The sequence below is a fragment of the Streptococcus infantis genome, assembly GCF_047460685.1.
Classification (GTDB): Bacteria; Bacillota; Bacilli; order Lactobacillales; family Streptococcaceae; genus Streptococcus; species Streptococcus infantis_AD.
Genome location: NZ_JASHFS010000010.1, coordinates 34,438 through 52,844, shown reverse-complemented (window position 1 = coordinate 52,844; position 18,407 = coordinate 34,438). Strand labels below are relative to the sequence as shown.

14 protein-coding genes, 1 tRNA gene, 1 pseudogene and 1 other annotated feature are annotated in these 18,407 nt (G+C 39.5%); of the genes and pseudogenes, 14 read left to right on the top strand and 2 right to left on the bottom strand.

The genetic code is table 11. The annotated features are described in order from the left end of the window. Nucleotides 1-62 precede the first annotated feature (62 nt). The 10 genes and pseudogenes from ezrA (at nt 63) to pyk (ending at nt 11,753) form a co-directional block, all read left to right on the top strand. A complete protein-coding gene (ezrA, locus tag QM917_RS06165) occupies nt 63-1,790 on the top strand; it encodes a septation ring formation regulator EzrA (protein WP_371607437.1) in 1,728 nt (575 codons plus the stop codon). Nucleotides 1,791-2,052: 262 nt separating this feature from the next. Next, on the top strand, nt 2,053-3,444 hold the full coding sequence (pgdA, locus tag QM917_RS06160) for a peptidoglycan-N-acetylglucosamine deacetylase PgdA (RefSeq protein WP_414285256.1): 1,392 nt from the start codon (nt 2,053-2,055) through the stop codon (nt 3,442-3,444). Between the two features lie 88 nt (nt 3,445-3,532). Further along, nucleotides 3,533-3,663 (top strand) — a sequence feature (ribosomal protein L20 leader region). A 15-nt stretch (nt 3,664-3,678) separates the two neighbouring features. After that, complete coding sequence (gene infC / locus QM917_RS06155) at nt 3,679-4,209, top strand: translation initiation factor IF-3 (protein WP_000848177.1); 531 nt, start codon at nt 3,679-3,681, stop codon at nt 4,207-4,209. A gap of 32 nt (nt 4,210-4,241) precedes the next feature. Continuing rightward, complete coding sequence (rpmI, locus tag QM917_RS06150) at nt 4,242-4,442, top strand: 50S ribosomal protein L35 (RefSeq protein ID WP_001125942.1); 201 nt, start codon at nt 4,242-4,244, stop codon at nt 4,440-4,442. Nucleotides 4,443-4,493: 51 nt separating this feature from the next. Continuing rightward, nucleotides 4,494-4,853, top strand: a complete 360-nt coding sequence (rplT, locus tag QM917_RS06145; protein WP_000124830.1) for a 50S ribosomal protein L20 — start codon at nt 4,494-4,496, stop codon at nt 4,851-4,853. 56 nt (nt 4,854-4,909) lie between these two features. Beyond that, nucleotides 4,910-5,296: a VOC family protein gene (locus QM917_RS06140; protein WP_075231568.1), complete on the top strand. Its 387-nt coding sequence runs from the start codon at nt 4,910-4,912 to the stop codon at nt 5,294-5,296. Between the two features lie 58 nt (nt 5,297-5,354). After that, nucleotides 5,355-5,873 (top strand): annotated as a pseudogene (locus tag QM917_RS06135) (B3/4 domain-containing protein); the annotation flags it as partial. Nucleotides 5,874-5,990: 117 nt separating this feature from the next. Beyond that, on the top strand, nt 5,991-9,092 hold the full coding sequence (locus QM917_RS06130) for a DNA polymerase III subunit alpha (RefSeq protein WP_414285255.1): 3,102 nt from the start codon (nt 5,991-5,993) through the stop codon (nt 9,090-9,092). A gap of 81 nt (nt 9,093-9,173) precedes the next feature. Next, nucleotides 9,174-10,181: a 6-phosphofructokinase gene (pfkA, locus tag QM917_RS06125; protein ID WP_000820873.1), complete on the top strand. Its 1,008-nt coding sequence runs from the start codon at nt 9,174-9,176 to the stop codon at nt 10,179-10,181. A gap of 66 nt (nt 10,182-10,247) precedes the next feature. After that, nucleotides 10,248-11,753, top strand: a complete 1,506-nt coding sequence (gene pyk / locus QM917_RS06120) for a pyruvate kinase (RefSeq protein ID WP_414285254.1) — start codon at nt 10,248-10,250, stop codon at nt 11,751-11,753. A 507-nt stretch (nt 11,754-12,260) separates the two neighbouring features. Here pyk and QM917_RS06115 read toward each other — a convergent pair. Then, nucleotides 12,261-12,333, bottom strand: a tRNA-Thr gene (locus QM917_RS06115). A 117-nt stretch (nt 12,334-12,450) separates the two neighbouring features. Then, nucleotides 12,451-13,200: a lysophospholipid acyltransferase family protein gene (locus QM917_RS06110; RefSeq protein ID WP_414285253.1), complete on the bottom strand. Its 750-nt coding sequence runs from the start codon at nt 13,198-13,200 to the stop codon at nt 12,451-12,453. A 131-nt stretch (nt 13,201-13,331) separates the two neighbouring features. Between QM917_RS06110 and QM917_RS06105 the strand changes: the two genes are divergently transcribed. From QM917_RS06105 to QM917_RS06090, 4 genes are all read left to right on the top strand, one after another. Continuing rightward, the gene (locus QM917_RS06105) at nt 13,332-15,668 is read left to right on the top strand and encodes a cation-translocating P-type ATPase (RefSeq protein ID WP_414285252.1); all 2,337 of its coding nucleotides are present in this window, start codon (nt 13,332-13,334) and stop codon (nt 15,666-15,668) included. Between the two features lie 100 nt (nt 15,669-15,768). Beyond that, nucleotides 15,769-16,446 carry a tRNA (adenine(22)-N(1))-methyltransferase gene (locus QM917_RS06100; RefSeq protein WP_414285251.1) on the top strand — a complete coding sequence of 226 codons (678 nt, stop codon included), beginning with the start codon at nt 15,769-15,771 and terminating at the stop codon, nt 16,444-16,446. Then, on the top strand, nt 16,433-17,230 hold the full coding sequence (locus QM917_RS06095; protein WP_414285250.1) for a Nif3-like dinuclear metal center hexameric protein: 798 nt from the start codon (nt 16,433-16,435) through the stop codon (nt 17,228-17,230). Before QM917_RS06100 ends, QM917_RS06095 begins: the two co-directional genes overlap by 14 nt. A 16-nt stretch (nt 17,231-17,246) precedes the next feature. Then, a complete protein-coding gene (locus QM917_RS06090; RefSeq protein ID WP_414285249.1) occupies nt 17,247-18,350 on the top strand; it encodes an NAD(P)/FAD-dependent oxidoreductase in 1,104 nt (367 codons plus the stop codon). Nucleotides 18,351-18,407 lie beyond the last annotated feature (57 nt).

Sequence of the window (18,407 nt, the reverse complement as noted above, 5' to 3'; positions counted from 1 at the left end):
CCATGGTTTGAAAAATATGATATAATCATTACAATTGTTTCAAGTATAAAAAGGAGTTTGATATGTCTGATAATCTGTTGATTATTATTATGATTGTAATCGCGACTCTTCTGATCATTGCTTATGTTGTAGCGATTTTGTTACGCAAACGAAATGAAAAGAGGCTCGCAGTACTAGAAGGAAGAAAGGAAGAGTTGTATAACCTTCCAGTTAACGATGAAGTAGAAGCTGTTAAGAATATGCATCTGATTGGTCAAAGTCAGATTGCATTTAGAGAGTGGAACCAAAAATGGGTAGACCTATCCCTCAACTCATTTGCAGATATTGAGAATAATCTGTTTGAAGCAGAAGGGTACAATAATTCATTTCGCTTCTTGAAAGCTCAACACAAAATTGATCAAATTGAAAGCCAGATTACCCTTATCGAAGAAGATATTGCTTCCATTCGAAATGCTTTGGCAGATCTAGAAAAACAAGAATCAAAAAATAGTGGTCGTGTCTTGCATGCTTTAGATTTATTTGAAAGCTTACAGAAGGCGGTCGCAGAAGATTCTGAGAAATATGGTCAAGCACTTCCTGAAATTGAAAAACAATTGGAGAACATCCAATCTGAATTTTCTCAATTTGTGACGCTAAACTCTTCAGGAGATCCAGTTGAAGCAGCAGGAATTTTGGATAATGCTGAAAACCATATTCTCGCTTTGACACATATCGTAGAGAGAATTCCAGCAATTGTTACTAAACTAACGACAGAACTCCCTGATCAACTTGAAGATCTGGAGGTTGGCTATCGTAAGTTGCTTGATGCCAACTATCACTTTGTAGAAACTGACATTGAATCACGTTTGCAGTTGTTGTATGAAGCATTGAAAAATAACCAAGAAAATATTAAAAAATTGGAATTGGATAATGCTGAATATGAAAACACTCAGATTCAAGAAGAAATCAATGCTCTCTATAATATTTTCACACGAGAGATTGCTTCTCAAAAGGTTGTTGAAAACTTGTTGTCAACACTTCCAACCTATCTTGACCACTTAAAAGACAACAATCAGGTCTTGGTAAAAGATATTGAACGCTTGAGCAAAACTTACTTGATGTCTGAGAGTGATGTCAATCACGTCCGTCGTCTTCAAGTGGATTTGGATTCCCTAGAAGTTACAGTTAGTGATTTGACTTCAGAACAAGAGGAATATTCAGAAGCTTACTCTGTATTGGAAGAACGTTTAGAAAATGTTCAAGCTACATTAAAAGAAATTGAAGATGATCAAGTTTCAGTGAGCGAACGTCTGGTGCAAATTGAAAAAGATGATGTTAATGCTCGTCAAAAGGCAAATGTTTACGTCAATCGCCTCCACACGATCAAGCGCTACATGGAAAAGAGAAATCTTCCAGGAATCCCACAGAGCTTCTTGAAATTGTTCTTTGCAGCTAGCCACAGTACCGAAGACTTGATGGCAGAGTTAGAACAGTCGCAAGTCAACATTGAGTCTGTCAACCGTATTTTAGAAATTGCAACTCACGATATGGAAATTCTGGAAACAGAAACATACAGCATCGTACAACATGCTACCTTGACTGAACAATTACTTCAATACTCTAACCGCTACAGATCATTTGATGAAGGGATTCAACAAGCCTTCCATGAATCTTTAGAAATCTTTGAAAATGCCTTTGATTATCAAGCATCTTTCGAAAAGATTTCTCAAGCTTTGGAAGTTGCTGAGCCAGGTGTAACAAACCGCTTCGTTTCTTCTTATGAAAAAACAAGAGAAATCATTCGATTTTAATTAAGAAAAGGCGGTGGGACAGAAATCGGTAGACAAAGTCTCGATTTCGTAGTCCCAGCCCCGCGAAGATGATTAGGAGTTTTAGGAGTCTAAAAGACGAACAAAAAGTCCAATCAGCTACCGCGTCAAAGTTTGATTGCAAATAAAAAGTGAGGTCGGGATCTTTTGTCCCAACCTCTTTCTTTTACCTTTCTTTTCTTTAAAAATGGACATTTTCCTATTTATCATTGAAATTATAGGCCTGATTTGATATGATAAGACTATGACTAAAAAAAGAACAAATTGTAAAACAAATGACAAGAAGAAAAGAAATTTATGGATTATTGTGGGGCTTCTATTCTTCACAATCCTAACATTAGGTGCAGGTATTGCTTATAAAGTCTTGACCAAGCAAGCTTTTGAGCAAAAAATTGAAGCACTGAAAAAAGAAAAAGATGATGCCTATTCACAAGGAAGTCAGAAAGAGCATTTTCGTAAAGGGCAGGCAGAAATCATTACCTACTATCCTATGACGGGGGACAAGGTCATTACCTCTGTTCAGGATATCATTGTAAAAGATATCACGGATAAGGTAGAAGATAAAGAACATTTGATCTTTTACTACTTTGAAAAAGATTCTTCTTCCATCAAAGGTGTGGAGAGCCATCTTGTAAAAAAACAGGCCTATGACCTGAGTGATTCTACTGTGGTGGAATTAGAAAATACATCGTTAGATCAGCTTTATCTTAAGGAAGATGGGACTCTGTTTACGTTAGATCAGCTCTTTACAGATGCTAGCAAAGCCAAAGAAACATTTCTTGAGAATATCAAGTCAACGCTCCAAGATAAAAAGCTTGAACAAACTCTTGTTGATCAAGTAATAGCCGATTTTTCAGCTACCGATTTATCATCTTGGAAGTTTGCTTACAAAGATAGTCAATTGGTTCTTTATCCAATCAAAGCAACTGATAATGTAGAAGAAATAGCTTTGCCTATTTCAGACTTCTTTGATGTTATCCAATCGTCCTATCTAACTGAAAAGGATGCAGAACTTTATAAGAAGGCTCAGGCTGAGAAAAATAAAAAAGTAGTAGCTCTTACCTTTGATGATGGACCAGATGGAAAGACAACTCCACAAGCTTTAGATATTTTAGCCAAGTATAAAATCAAAGCAACCTTCTTTGTTCAAGGAAAGAATATTGCAGGCAATGAGTCAATCCTTAAACGTATGCAGTCTGAAGGTCATGAAGTTGGAAACCATAGTTGGAATCACCCGGTTTTAACAAAACTGTCATTGGCAGATGCTAAGAAACAAATTACGGATACCGAAGATGCTATTACAAAAGTACTTGGGAAAAGCTCTAAATTGATGCGACCACCATACGGTGCAATCTCAGATGATATTCGCAATAATCTTGATTTAAGCTTTATCATGTGGGATGTGGATAGTTTGGATTGGAAGAGTAAAAATGAAGCAGCAATTTTGACAGAAATTCAGCGTCAGGCAAGCAATGGATCTATCATTTTAATGCACGATATCCATCAGCCGTCAGTAAATTCGCTTCCAAAAGTAATTGAGTATTTACAGGAACAAGGCTATAGCTTTGTTACAGTCTCTGAATTACTAGGGAATCGTGTAAAACCACATGAGATTTACTATTCTCGTAACCAGTAAGGTCATTGTCGGCAACTATTTAGAAAAAATTAAAAAAAGATAGTTTTAATCTTGACAAGTAGGGGAAAACTTGATATCATATAAAAGTTGAGAAAAGCAGAAGTGAGAACTTCTCGCCTTGCGACTAACGTTGTCTGGCCCCTACGGATCAAATTTCAGAAATGAAATACAATCATGTAGTGCGGGTTTGCGTTAGCAAGTCCGCTCTTGTTTTTCTCTAAATTAAAAAAAGAGGTGAAAACCATAGCAAAGCAAGACTTATTCATCAATGATGAAATTCGTGTACGCGAAGTTCGCTTAATCGGTCTTGAAGGTGAGCAATTGGGTATCAAACCACTAAGCGAAGCGCAAGCACTTGCGGACGAAGCTAATGTGGACTTGGTTCTCATTCAACCTCAAGCTAAACCTCCTGTTGCGAAAATTATGGACTACGGTAAGTTCAAATTTGAGTACCAGAAGAAACAAAAAGAGCAACGCAAAAAACAAAGCGTTGTGACCGTGAAAGAAGTTCGTTTGAGCCCGGTTATTGACAAGGGTGACTTCGAAACTAAACTTCGCAATGCTCGCAAATTCCTTGAAAAAGGGAATAAAGTGAAGGTATCCATTCGCTTTAAGGGGCGTATGATCACCCATAAAGAGATTGGTGCAAAAGTTTTAGCCGAGTTCGCTGAAGCAACTCAAGATATTGCTATCATTGAACAACGTGCTAAAATGGATGGACGCCAAATGTTCATGCAATTGGCGCCAGCAACTGACAAAAAATAATTGTCAGAAAGTTAAATAAAGGAGAAAAAATTATGCCAAAACAAAAAACACACCGCGCATCAGCTAAACGTTTCAAACGTACAGGTTCTGGTGGACTTAAACGTTTCCGTGCTTACACATCTCACCGTTTCCACGGAAAAACTAAAAAACAACGTCGTCATCTTCGTAAAGCATCTATGGTGCATTCAGGAGATTTCAAACGTATCAAAGCAATGCTTACTCGCTTGAAATAATCGCGTATTTGTAAGTAAACAATTCTAGGAAATATTTGGAGGAAATAAAACATGGCACGTGTTAAAGGTGGCGTTGTATCACGCAAACGTCGTAAACGTATTCTTAAATTAGCAAAAGGTTACTATGGAGCTAAACACATCTTGTTCCGTACTGCAAAAGAACAAGTAATGAACTCTTACTACTATGCATACCGTGACCGTCGTCAAAAGAAACGTGACTTCCGTAAATTGTGGATCACACGTATCAATGCGGCAGCTCGTTTGAACGGACTTTCATACTCACAATTGATGCATGGTTTGAAATTGGCTGAGATCGAAGTTAACCGTAAAATGCTTGCTGACTTGGCTGTTAACGATGCAGCAGCTTTCACAGCTCTTGCAGATGCAGCTAAAGCAAAACTTGGTAAATAATTATTCATAAGACTGGTGCAAGTTTGTCCCAGTCTTTTTTAAACAAAGGAGAAAAAATGGCTTCAAAAATGCTACACACATGCTTGCGAGTAGAAAATCTTGAAAAATCAATTGCTTTTTATCAAGATGCTTTTGGATTTAAGGAATTGCGTCGTAGAGACTTTCCAGACTATGCTTTCACTATCGTTTATCTTGGACTTGAAGGTGATGATTATGAGTTGGAGTTGACTTACAACTATGATCACGGACCTTATGTTGTCGGTGACGGTTTTGCTCACATTGCCCTAAGCACACCTGACCTTGAGGCTCTTCACAAAGAACATAGCGAAAAAGGCTATGAAGTGACAGCACCTAATGGACTTCCAGGGACTCAACCAAACTATTACTTTATCAAAGATCCAGATGGATACAAGGTAGAAGTGATTCGTGAAAATTCATTATAGTTCTTATCGAGTAGCTTGTATGCTACTCTTTTTTTGAATTTGTAGTAGAATGAAAGAAAAAGAATGGCATCAGGCATTCACTTAATTCAAAACCAAAAAATGTGCTCGTTCTTCTATTGAAGCTTTATTAAAGCGTGTAAGTCAAGGAAGAGAATTTAATCCAATAAATCCTTTGGTAGATATTTATAATAGTGTTTCACTTTCTTACGCTGTTCCTTGTGGGGGAGAGGATTTAGCTAAGATTGTTGGTGACTTATGTCTCGGAAGAGCTCAAGGGAATGAATCCTTCTTTCCACTAGGGGCCGAAAGTGATGCTCCTGCATTAGCCGATGAAATTATTTATTTTGATGAACAAGGTGCGGTTTGTCGGTGTTTAAACTGGCGTGAAGCCCAAAGAACCATGTTAACAGAAGAAACCAAAGATGCTGTTTTAGTCATTGAAGCTATCAATGAAGAACAGGCATCAAGAGCTCGGGAAGCAATGCTAGAATTACATACTAAAATTGAGGAATATTTCGGTGTTAGTGGCAAGATCAGTCACTTGACAGCTACAAATCCTATCCTAGAGGTAGAATAATGAATGGGAATCACGGTTAATTCAACTATGGTTCTTTTTTCTACAAGGGGAGAAAGAAATTGTTTTTCTATTTTCTAAAATGGTATAATATAAGGAGAAAAAGGGAGGTGATAGCGAGTGATTGCACAACTTGATACAAAAACGGTTTATAGTTTCATGGAGAGTATGATTTCCATTCAGAAGTATGTTGACCAGGGGAAAGCATACGGCTACTCAGCACTTGGAATCATGGATATTGACAATCTCTATGGGGCTTATTATTTTATCAAAGAGTGCCAAAAGCAAGGGATCCAGCCCTTATTAGGTCTTGAGGTGACCGTTCATCATAAGGAGGAACTCGTCAACCTCCGATTTTTAGCCTTGTCAAATCGTGGTTATCGAAATCTCATGAAGATTTCGACTCTAAAAATGACAGGTAAAAAGGAATGGACTGATTTTTTCCCCTATCTAGAAGATGTTTGTGTTATTGTTCCCTATTATTCTGCAATTGATTCCTTGGACTTAGGGCATGACTATTATATCGGAGTATATCCAGATACACCTCAGTCGAATTTTTCTCACTCCATTCTCCCACTTTATCGTGTTAATTCCTTCGAATCTGAGGATTTAGAAACGCTTCAAATGCTCAAGGCGATTAAGGAAAATGTGACCTTGCGAGAGGTAGATGTTCAATCGCAACAAGGCTTGTTTTTACCTGCTGACCGTCTAGAACAGATTTTTGTAGAGAAGTTTCCGCAAGCTTTAGAAAATCTTTCTGGACTGATTGGAGCAACTACTTATGAGATTGATAGTAGTCTCAAGCTTCCACGCTTCAATCCAGAGAGACCAGCTGTTGAAGAGTTGCGCGAAAGAGCTATTAAGGGCTTGGAACTGAAAGGCTTACTAGATTCAGTTTATCAGGCTCGTTTAGAAGAAGAGCTATCTGTGATTCATGACATGGGATTCGATGACTATTTCTTGGTTGTCTGGGACCTCTTACGTTTTGGTCGTTCTCAAGGATATTATATGGGTATGGGACGTGGATCTGCAGTTGGAAGTCTAGTGGCCTATGCCTTAGATATCACTGGTATTGATCCTGTGGCTAAGAATCTCATCTTTGAACGCTTTTTGAATCGTGAACGCTATACCATGCCCGATATCGATATTGATATTCCTGATATCTATCGCCCAGAGTTTATTCGCTATGTTCGTGACCGCTATGGCAGTATTCACGCTGCTCAGATTGTCACCTACTCAACCTTTGGTGCTAAACAGGCCGTCAGAGATGTTTTTAAACGCTATGGTGTACCTGAGTATGAATTAACGGCTATTACCAAAAAAATCGGTTTCAAAGACACCTTAACAAGTGCCTATGAAGGTAATCTAGGATTTAGACAACTGATTCAAGGTAAGATTGAGTACCAAAAGGCTTTTGAAATTGCCAAGAAAATAGAAGGAGCACCACGTCAAACCTCCATCCATGCTGCGGGTGTCGTGATTAGTGACAAAAATCTAACGGACTATATTCCTCTTAAGTATGGTGAGGATATGCTCATTACCCAGTATGATGCTCATGGAGTTGAAGGAAATGGCTTGCTCAAGATGGATTTCTTGGGCTTGCGAAACCTAACCTTCGCTCAAAAAATGCAGGAGCTCTTACTTGAAACTCAAGGAATTCAGCTAAGGATTGAGGATATTGACCTTGAGGATAGGGAAACTTTGGCTCTTTTTGCAGCTGGGAAGACCAAGGGAATCTTTCAGTTTGAACAACCTGGTGCTATTCGCTTATTAAAGCGCGTGAAGCCTGAAAGCTTTGAAGAAGTAGTGGCAACGACTTCTCTTAACAGACCTGGAGCAAGCGACTATATCGATAACTTTGTTGCTAGAAAACATGGCAAAGAAAAGGTGACAGTTCTTGATCCTGTGCTAGAAGATATTTTAGCTCCTACCTATGGTATCATGCTCTATCAAGAGCAGGTTATGCAAGTAGCCCAACGCTACGCTGGCTTTAGTCTTGGAAAGGCCGATATTTTACGTCGGGCTATGGGGAAAAAGAATGCTGCGGAAATGCATCAAATGCAAGAGAGCTTCATTCAAGGTGCCCTTGAAAAAGGCCACGGAGCAGAGCAGGCTCAGCAGGTTTTTGCTGTCATGGAAAAATTTGCTGGTTATGGTTTTAACCGTTCCCATGCCTATGCTTATGCAGCTTTAGCCTTTCAGCTTGCCTACTTTAAGACACATTATCCAGCAATCTTCTATCAAGTAATGCTCAATTATGCAAGTGGAGACTATATCCTCGATGCTCTTGAGATGGGCTTTGAACTTGCGCCCTCATCTATCAATACGGTACCTTTTCAGGACAAGCTGGCAGAAAAAACAGTTCATTTGGGCTTAAAGAGTATCAAGGGAATGCCTCGTGATTTTGCCTATTGGATCTTAGACAATCGTCCTTTTACAAGTGTTGAAGATTTTGTCACACGCTTACCTAAAAATTATCAGAAATTAAGTCTATTGACACCTCTGGTCGAGATTGGTTTATTTGATAGTTTTGAAAAAAATCGCCAAAAAATCTTATCCAACTTACCTACTCTGTTCATTTTTGTGGAAGAACTAGGAAGTTTATTTGCTGATAGTAGTTACAATTGGATTGAGACTGAAGATTTTACAGAAGTTGAGAAGTTCCGTAAGGAGCAGGAGTGGCTAGGAGTTGGAATCAGTCAGCATCCTTTGGTACAGTTATCTAAGAATCCTTTATACCCCATTACAAGCTTAAGAGAGCTATCTGAGGGACAAGCGACTACTGTTCTTGTTGAGATCCAATCTATTCGTGTCATTCGGACAAAAAAAGGTGAAAATATGGCCTTCTTACAAGTCAGTGATAGTAAGACTAAGTTAGAAGTTACAGTATTTGCAGATCGATACCGGCAATTCAAAGATTTCCTACACGAAGGAAGCTTCTACTATCTAAATGGAAAAGTTCAGGCTAGAGATGGTCGTCTTCAACTAATCTTAAATAGTCTCAAAGAAGCAGTGAGTGAGCGTTTTTGGATTCAGGTAGCTAATCATGATTATGATTCTGAAATTTATCATATTTTAGATCAATATAAGGGACAAATTCCTGTCATTATTCGCTACGAAAATGAACAAAAAAATATTCTTTTGCCTGGTTATTTAGTTGCAAAAGACGCTGGCTTACAAGAATCTTTAAAACAGATTGTCATGAAAACGATTTATCGTTAAAAATCAATGAAAATAAAAGAATTTTAACTTTAAATATGGTATAATCAGTTAGAATGTTAAAAGAAAAAGGAGCAAAACCAAATGAAACGTATTGCTGTTTTGACTAGTGGTGGGGACGCCCCTGGTATGAATGCTGCCATTCGTGCAGTTGTTCGTCAAGCAATCTCAGAAGGAATGGAAGTTTTTGGTATCTATGATGGATACGCTGGTATGGTTGCTGGTGAAATTTATCCACTTGATGCTGCTTCAGTAGGAGACATCATTTCACGTGGTGGTACTTTCCTTCACTCAGCTCGTTACCCTGAGTTTGCAAAACTCGAAGGTCAACTTAAAGGGATTGAGCAATTGAAAAAACACGGTATCGAAGGTGTCGTGGTTATCGGTGGTGACGGTTCTTATCATGGAGCTATGCGCCTGACTGAGCATGGATTCCCTGCTATTGGACTTCCTGGAACAATCGATAACGATATCGTAGGTACTGACTTTACAATCGGATTTGACACTGCAGTAACAACTGCAATGGATGCAATCGATAAGATTCGTGATACATCATCAAGTCACCGTCGTACTTTCGTTGTTGAAGTAATGGGACGTAACGCAGGTGATATCGCTCTTTGGGCAGGTATTGCAACAGGTGCTGACGAAATCATCATCCCTGAAGAAGGCTTCAAGATGGAAGACATCGTAGCAAGTATCAAAGCTGGATATGAACACGGTAAGAAACACAACATTATCGTTTTGGCAGAAGGTGTTATGTCAGCGGCTGAATTTGGTCAAAAGCTAAAAGAAGCTGGAGATACAAGCGACCTTCGTGTAACTGAACTTGGTCATATCCAACGTGGTGGATCTCCAACTGCTCGTGACCGTGTATTGGCGTCACGTATGGGAGCACACGCTGTTAAACTTCTTAAACAAGGAATCGGTGGTGTCGCTGTTGGTATCCGTAACGAGAAAATGGTTGAAAATCCAATTCTTGGAACTGCAGAAGAAGGAGCTTTGTTTAGCCTAACAGCTGATGGTAAGATTGTTGTTAACAATCCTCATAAAGCTGACCTTGAACTTTCTGCTTTGAACAAGAGCTTGTCATAATCAACTTTAACTAAACTGGTAAAATGACCATAAAAGGTCAAATTATATAAAGGAGTCACAAAAATCATGAACAAACGTGTAAAAATCGTTGCAACTTTGGGTCCTGCGGTAGAAATCCGTGGTGGTAAAAAATTCGGTGATGACGGATACTGGGGTGAAAAACTTGACGTTGAAGCTTCAGCTAAAAACATTGCTCAATTGATTGAAGCAGGAGCTAACACTTTCCGTTTCAACTTCTCACACGGTGACCACCAAGAACAAGGTGACCGTATGGCAACTGTTAAACTTGCAGAAAAACTTGCAGGTAAAAAAGTTGGTTTCCTTCTAGATACAAAAGGACCAGAAATCCGTACTGAATTGTTCGAAGGTGAAGCTAAAGAGTACTCATACAAAACTGGTGAAAAAATCCGTGTTGCAACTAAACAAGGTATCCAATCAACTCGTGAAGTGATTGCTTTGAACGTTGCTGGAGCTCTTGACATCTATGATGACGTTGAAGTTGGTCGCCAAGTATTGGTTGACGATGGTAAACTTGGTCTTCGTGTTGTAGAAAAAGACGATGCAACTCGTGAATTTGTCGTTGAAGTTGAAAACGACGGTGTTATCGCTAAACAAAAAGGTGTAAACATCCCTAACACTAAAATTCCTTTCCCAGCTCTTGCTGAACGTGATAACGCTGATATCCGCTTCGGTCTTGAACAAGGTATCAACTTCATAGCGATCTCATTCGTACGTACTGCAAAAGACGTGAACGAAGTTCGTGCAATCTGTGAAGAAACTGGTAACGGTCACGTTCAATTGTTCGCTAAAATCGAAAACCAACAAGGTATCGATAACTTGGACGAAATCATTGAAGCTGCTGACGGTATCATGATCGCTCGTGGTGACATGGGTATCGAAGTACCGTTTGAAATGGTTCCAGTTTACCAAAAAATGATCATCACTAAAGTGAACGCTGCTGGTAAAGTTGTTATCACTGCAACAAACATGCTTGAAACAATGACTGAAAAACCACGTGCAACTCGTTCAGAAGTATCAGACGTATTTAACGCTGTTATCGACGGAACTGATGCTACAATGCTTTCAGGTGAGTCAGCAAATGGTAAATACCCACTTGAGTCTGTTCGTACAATGGCAACTATCGATAAGAACGCTCAAACTCTTCTTAACGAATACGGACGTTTGAACTCAGATTCATTTGAGCGTAACTCTAAGACAGAAGTTATGGCTTCAGCAGTTAAAGACGCTACAAACTCAATGGACATCAAATTGGTTGTAACTCTTACTAAGACTGGTCACACAGCACGTTTGATCTCTAAATATCGTCCAAATGCTGATATCTTGGCATTGACATTTGACGAATTGACAGAACGTGGATTGATGTTGAACTGGGGTGTTATCCCAATGTTGACAGAAGCTCCATCATCAACTGACGACATGTTTGAAATTGCTGAACGTAAAGCAGTTGAAGCAGGTCTTGTACAATCTGGTGACGATATCGTTATCGTTGCAGGTGTGCCACTTGGTGAAGCAGTTCGTACTAACACAATGCGTATCCGCACTGTACGTTAATCTAATATTAAAAAGCCTATCATATCAAGCTTTCTAGCTTGTGTGATAGGTCTTTTTTTGTGACGAGGGGCAAAATATATCATTTTTATTTCAATGCTAAGGTATATAATACAGTTTGCCCTGTAACTTTTGCTGTAATTAGAGATAGCAATGGTCATCTTTGTATCTTTACGACTAAACCTAGCTAAGATTTTTTGGATAATAAGTCTATCAGTGTATGATTGAGGTTTGAGCTTTTTGCTGTTTGTGCAGAAAGAATTGCTAAAAGATAGGATTTAGTAGTGTTTAGGAAAATAAAAAAAGCTCTCTGGAAAAACCAGAAAGCCTGAGAGGCATCTCCATGTGAGAAACCGGTTCACACAATTTCTCAAGGTCCGCTCCTGCGTTATGACCTCCTTTGCTCAATAGTAGCTCTCGCTACATATCGACTCATCGCAAGTTTTATTCTACTATAAGGTCGAAAAAAAGTCAATAAAAAAGTTCCTATAAAAAGGAACTGTTAAACAATGCTAATTGCCGGGATTGAACCGGCGACCTCATCCTTACCATGGATGCGCTCTGCCTACTGAGCTAAATCAGCTTACTTAAAAAGTATACTATAGAATCAAATCTTTGTCAATAAAATATTTTATTTAAAAGTAATCGGCTGTCAGTCAAATTAAAATAGCTTTAGGGAATGTCCTAAAACCATTTTCTTCTAACCTAATTGATTTTGTTTTTTTTCTGGATTCCAGATAAAACTTGCGATAAAGCTAAAGATGATGGTAATAATCGCAACTAAGACAGCAAGAATCAGTGCTGGTATGCGAATAAACCACCACAAAGGATTTGGTTTTTTGTTATCGTGCCATTGTTTCGTTTCCTCATCTAGACGTTGGAATTCTGATTGGATACGTTCAGCAACCATCTCAATTCCTTCATCATTCATCTTCTTAATGTCCGAGATATCGATAGGATTTCCGAAGTTCATATCGACACGTTCGCGACTGATGAGTCCTTTTAAGGTCATTGGACCAGTGTAAGTAACTGGCATGATGCGAACCTTAGCCATTTTAGCAATCAGAGCTACGCCACCTTTGACATCGTTAGAATGACGACTACCGCTTGGAAACATGATGAGAGATCGGTCGCTCTTTTTAAGAACATTGATAGGGTATTTAATAGCCGAAGCGCTAGGATTCTCCCGATCAATAGGAAAGGCACCACACATACGAATCCACCAACCAAAGATCCGATTAGTGAAAAGTTCCTTTTTAGCCATAAAAACAAACTGTTTCGGTTTGGTCGCAAATGCCATGTAGACAGGATCCCACCAAGTACGATGGGGAGCAACTAGGATATAGTTTTCATCCTGACTCGGAATTTTATTGGTATTATGATAATGAGCATTACCGTTGATAGACCAGAGAATCAACATAACCAGCCCACGAAGATAAGTATAAAACATGGTATCTCCTTCAATTTTCTTTCTTTTATTATACCTTATCATACTAGGACAAGCAAATGTTTTTTGTTTTGGAGGAATTGCTCTTCATATGAAATTAGAATTATTCAAAAAAAAATGATATGATAGAGATTATGGATAAAAATAAAATTATAGGCTTAAGCCAATCAGCAGTTAAAGAACGTCAGAAACAGGGACAGGTCAATGATTTCAAAGCATCAGCTAGTACCAGTACTTGGCAGATTGTAAAACGAAATGTCTTTACTCTCTTTAATGCTTTAAACTTTGCTATTGCATTAGCGCTAGCTTTTGTTCAAGCCTGGAGCAACTTGGTTTTCTTTGCGGTTATCTGTTTTAATGCTTTTTCAGGAATTGTAACCGAGCTACGTGCCAAGCATATGGTTGATAAACTCAATCTCTTAAATAAAGAAAAGATTACGACTATTCGTGATGGACAAGAGATTGCTTTAGACCCTGAAGAGCTTGTTTTGGATGATGTGATTCGCTTGTCTGCAGGGGATCAAATTCCAAGTGATGCGATTGTATTAGAAGGCTTTGCAGAAGTCAATGAAGCCATGTTAACGGGTGAGAGCGACTTGGTGCAAAAAGAAATAGAAGACTTAATGTTGTCAGGTAGCTTTCTTGCAAGTGGTTCTGTCCTCGCTCAGGTTCATCATGTAGGAGCAGATAACTATGCAGCCAAACTCATGCTTGAAGCTAAGACAGTTAAACCAATCAATTCTCGTATCATGAAATCGCTAGACCAGCTAGCAGGCTTTACTGGAAAAATCATCATTCCATTTGGAATTGCTCTCTTGCTTGAAGCCTTGGTCTTGAAAGGTTTACCACTGAAGTCTTCTGTAGTGAATTCCTCTACAGCTCTTTTGGGAATGTTGCCTAAGGGGATTGCCCTCTTGACCATTACCTCTCTCTTAACTGCTGTTATCAAGCTTGGTTTGAAAAAGGTTTTGGTGCAGGAGATGTACTCTGTTGAAACCCTAGCGCGCGTGGATATGCTCTGCTTGGATAAGACAGGTACCATCACCCAAGGTAAGATGCAGGTTGAGACTGTCCTTCCTCTTACTCAAGTTTATGATCAAAATGCTATTGCTGACATACTAACTAGCTATATGGCAAGCAGTGAAGATAAGAACCCAACAGCACAAGCTATTCGTCAACGTTTTCAAGGTCAAGTAACTTATCCGATGATTTCTAATCTTCCATTTTCAAGCGATCGTAAATGGGGAGCAATGGAGTTGGAAGGTCTTGGAACTGTTTTTCTAGGCGCACCAGAGATGTTGTTGGATGCTGAAGTTCCTGAGGCTAGAGAAGCTCTTGAACGAGGATCTCGTGTCTTAGTTCTGGCTCTTAGTCAAGAAAAACTTGATCACCACAAGCCACAAAAGCCATCTGATATTCAAGCCTTGGCTTTGCTTGAAATTCTAGATCCAATCCGAGAAGGGGCAGCTGAAACTCTAGACTATCTTCGTTCTCAGGAAGTGGGCTTGAAAATTATTTCTGGTGATAATCCAGTTACCGTTTCAAGTATTGCTCAAAAAGCTGGTTTTGCAGATTACCACAGCTATGTAGATTGTTCGAAGATCACGGACGAGGAATTGATTGCTATGGCTGAGGAGACAGCGATTTTCGGACGTGTCTCTCCTCATCAAAAGAAACTGATCATCCAAACGTTGAAAAAAGCAGGTCATACTACAGCCATGACAGGGGATGGTGTCAACGATATCCTTGCTCTCCGCGAGGCAGATTGTTCCATCGTGATGGCTGAAGGAGATCCAGCGACTCGTCAGATTGCAAATCTGGTTCTCTTGAACTCAGACTTTAATGATGTTCCTGAGATTCTCTTTGAAGGTCGTCGTGTGGTTAATAATATTGCTCACATTGCTCCAATTTTCTTGATTAAGACCATCTATTCCTTCTTGTTGGCAATCATCTGTATTGCAAGTGCATTGTTGGGTCGTACTGAATGGATTTTGATTTTCCCATTTATTCCGATTCAGATTACCATGATTGACCAGTTTGTCGAAGGTTTCCCGCCGTTCGTATTGACCTTTGAGCGAAATATTAAACCAGTAGAACAAAACTTCCTCAGAAAATCCATGCTCCGTGCACTACCAAGTGCCTTGATGGTAGTCTTTAGTGTTCTCTTTGTTAAAATTTTTGGAACAAGTCAAGGTTGGTCGGCCATTGAAATTTCAACACTTCTGTATTATCTACTGGCATCGATTGGTTTCATGTCTGTAGTTAGAGCTTGCTTGCCATTTAGTCTGTGGCGTATTCTCTTGATTATTTGGTCGGTTGGTGGCTTCCTTGGAACGGCTCTATTCCCAAGAATCCAAAAACTACTTGAAATTTCAACACTGACAGGACAAACATTACCTGTCTATGGCATCATGATGCTCATCTTTACTGTGATTTTCATCCTGACAAGTCGTTATCAAGCTAAAAGATAAAGAAAGGCTGCAATCCATGATTGCGGTCTTTTTAGGAGCAGGATTGCCAGATAAAATATGGTATAATAAAGGAAAATAGACTTTTGGAAAGTGAGAGAAGATGATTTCAAAGAGATTAGAAACGGTAGCTTCCTTTGTACCTCAAGGAGCGGTTTTACTGGACGTCGGAAGCGACCATGCTTATTTACCGATTGAACTAGTTGAAAAAGGTCACATTGAGCGTGCCATTGCAGGAGAGGTAGTGGTAGGTCCCTATCAATCTGCAGTTACAAATGTTGAAAGTCATGGTTTGACTGAGAAAATTCAGGTTCGTTTAGCCAATGGTTTAGCTGCTTTTGAAGAGGCTGACCAGGTCTCTGTTATCACTATTGCTGGAATGGGTGGCCGTTTGATTGCTACGATATTAGAAGAAGGATTAGACAAACTTGCCAATGTTGAGCGTTTGATTCTTCAACCCAATAATCGTGAAGATGAGTTGCGTTCTTGGTTACAAGAGCATGGTTTTCAAATCATAGCAGAAAGTATTCTAGGAGAAGCTGGGAAATTTTACGAGATCATAGTTGCAGAAGCTGGTAAAATGAATCTATCAGCAACTGATGTCCGCTTTGGACCCTTCTTGTCTAAAGAAGTCAGCCCCGTATTTGTTCAGAAATGGCAAAAAGAAGCAAGTAAGTTAGAATTTGCTCTAGCCCAAATCCCAGAAAAAAATCATGAAGAACGTCAAGTTTTAGTAGATAAAATTCAAGCCATCAAGGAGGTGCTCCATGAAAGCAAGTGAAGTGATAAATCGTTATGAAGCCTATTGCCCCCAAGAATTTTCTATGGAGGGTGATAGTCGTGGTTTACAGATTGGTACCTTAGACAAAGAAATCCAAAAGGTCATGGTTGCCCTCGATATTCGTGAAGAAACGGTTGCAGAAGCCATTGAAAAGGGAGTAGATTTGATTATCGTCAAGCACGCGCCTATCTTTCGTCCAATCAAGGACTTGGTAGTTAGCCGTCCTCAAAATCAGATTTACATCAATCTCATCAAGCACGATATTGCCGTCTACGTTAGTCATACTAATATTGATATCGTTGAAAATGGTCTCAATGACTGGTTCTGCCAACTGTTAGATATTAAGGATACAACTTATCTACAGGAAACAGGTCCTGAACGTGGGATTGGACGTATTGGCACGATTAGACCTCAAACATTTAAGGAATTTGCTGACCATGTTAAGGAAGTCTTTGGTCTAGATAGCCTTCGTATGGTGTATTATCAAGAGAAGGATTTGCAAAAGACAATCTCAAGAGTGGCTATCTGTGGTGGCAGTGGGCAATCTTTCTATTCTGATGCTTTAGCAAAAGGAGCAGATGTGTACATTACTGGTGACATCTATTACCACACAGCTCAGGATATGTTGTCAGATGGCTTGTTGGCTCTGGATCCAGGCCACTATATCGAAGTTCTCTTTGTTGAAAAAATTGCAGCGTTCCTGAATGAATGGAAGGAAGAGAATGCTTGGTCTCTAGAGGTTGTCGCAAGTCAGGCTTCTACTAATCCATTCCATCATATCTAGTTAGAAGGTAAAGACAATGAAAAAAGTTGCCATTGTAGGTGCAGGAATTGTAGGGGCCACAGCTGCCTACTATCTTTCTAAGGAAGCTGATATCGAAGTAACGGTTTTTGATTTTGGACACGGCCAAGCAACCAAGGCCGCGGCAGGAATTATTAGTCCCTGGTTTTCTAAACGACGCAATAAGGCTTGGTATAAGATGGCGCGCCTAGGAGCTGATTTCTATGTAGATTTATTAGCTGACCTAGAAAAATCGGGTCAAAAAGTTGATTTCTACCAGCGCTCAGGAGTCTTCCTTCTCAAAAAGGATGATTCCAAGCTAGAGGAACTCTATCAACTAGCCTTGCAACGTAGAGATGAATCTCCCTTAATTGGCGAATTAGCCATTCTGGATCAAACCGCTACAAATAAGTTGTTCCCTGAATTAGAGGGATTTGAAAGATTACTCTATGCTTCTGGAGGAGCTCGAGTAGACGGGCAACTTTTAGTCAGTCGTTTACTTGAAGCCAGTCAGGTTAAGGTCATAAAGAAAGAGGTCAGTCTAAAATCTCTATCATCGGGCTATCAAATAGACAATCAAGTTTTTGATCAAATCATATTGTCTACGGGAGCTTGGCTTGGTCACATTTTGGAACCTTTAGGCTATGAGGTGGATGTTCGTCCTCAAAAAGGTCAACTAAGAGATTATCAAGTGAAACAAGACATGGGAACATACCCTGTGGTTATGCCAGAAGGAGAGTGGGATTTGATACCATTTCCAGGCGGTAAATTATCTCTAGGAGCTACCCATGAAAATGACATGGGATTTGACCTAACAGTTGACGAGAATTTGCTCCAACAAATGGAGGAGGCAGCAAGTCCGTTTTATCCTAGCTTAAAGGATGCAATTTTATCTGGTGAACGTGTGGGGATTCGTGCTTATACAAGTGACTTCTCTCCGTTTTTCGGACAAGTGCCAAGCTTGTCAGGAGTATTTGCTGCGAGTGGATTAGGATCGTCAGGATTGACAACCGGTCCTATTATTGGTTATCATCTTGCTCAAATGCTTCAAGGGAGAAGTGGAGTATTGGATCCAGCGGATTATCCGATAGCAAAGTATGTCCAACGAAAAGAAATTGAGTAAATGTTTTACTTTATTTTACGTAATCTTTCGGGGTAGAAAATGACATTCCCCATCAAA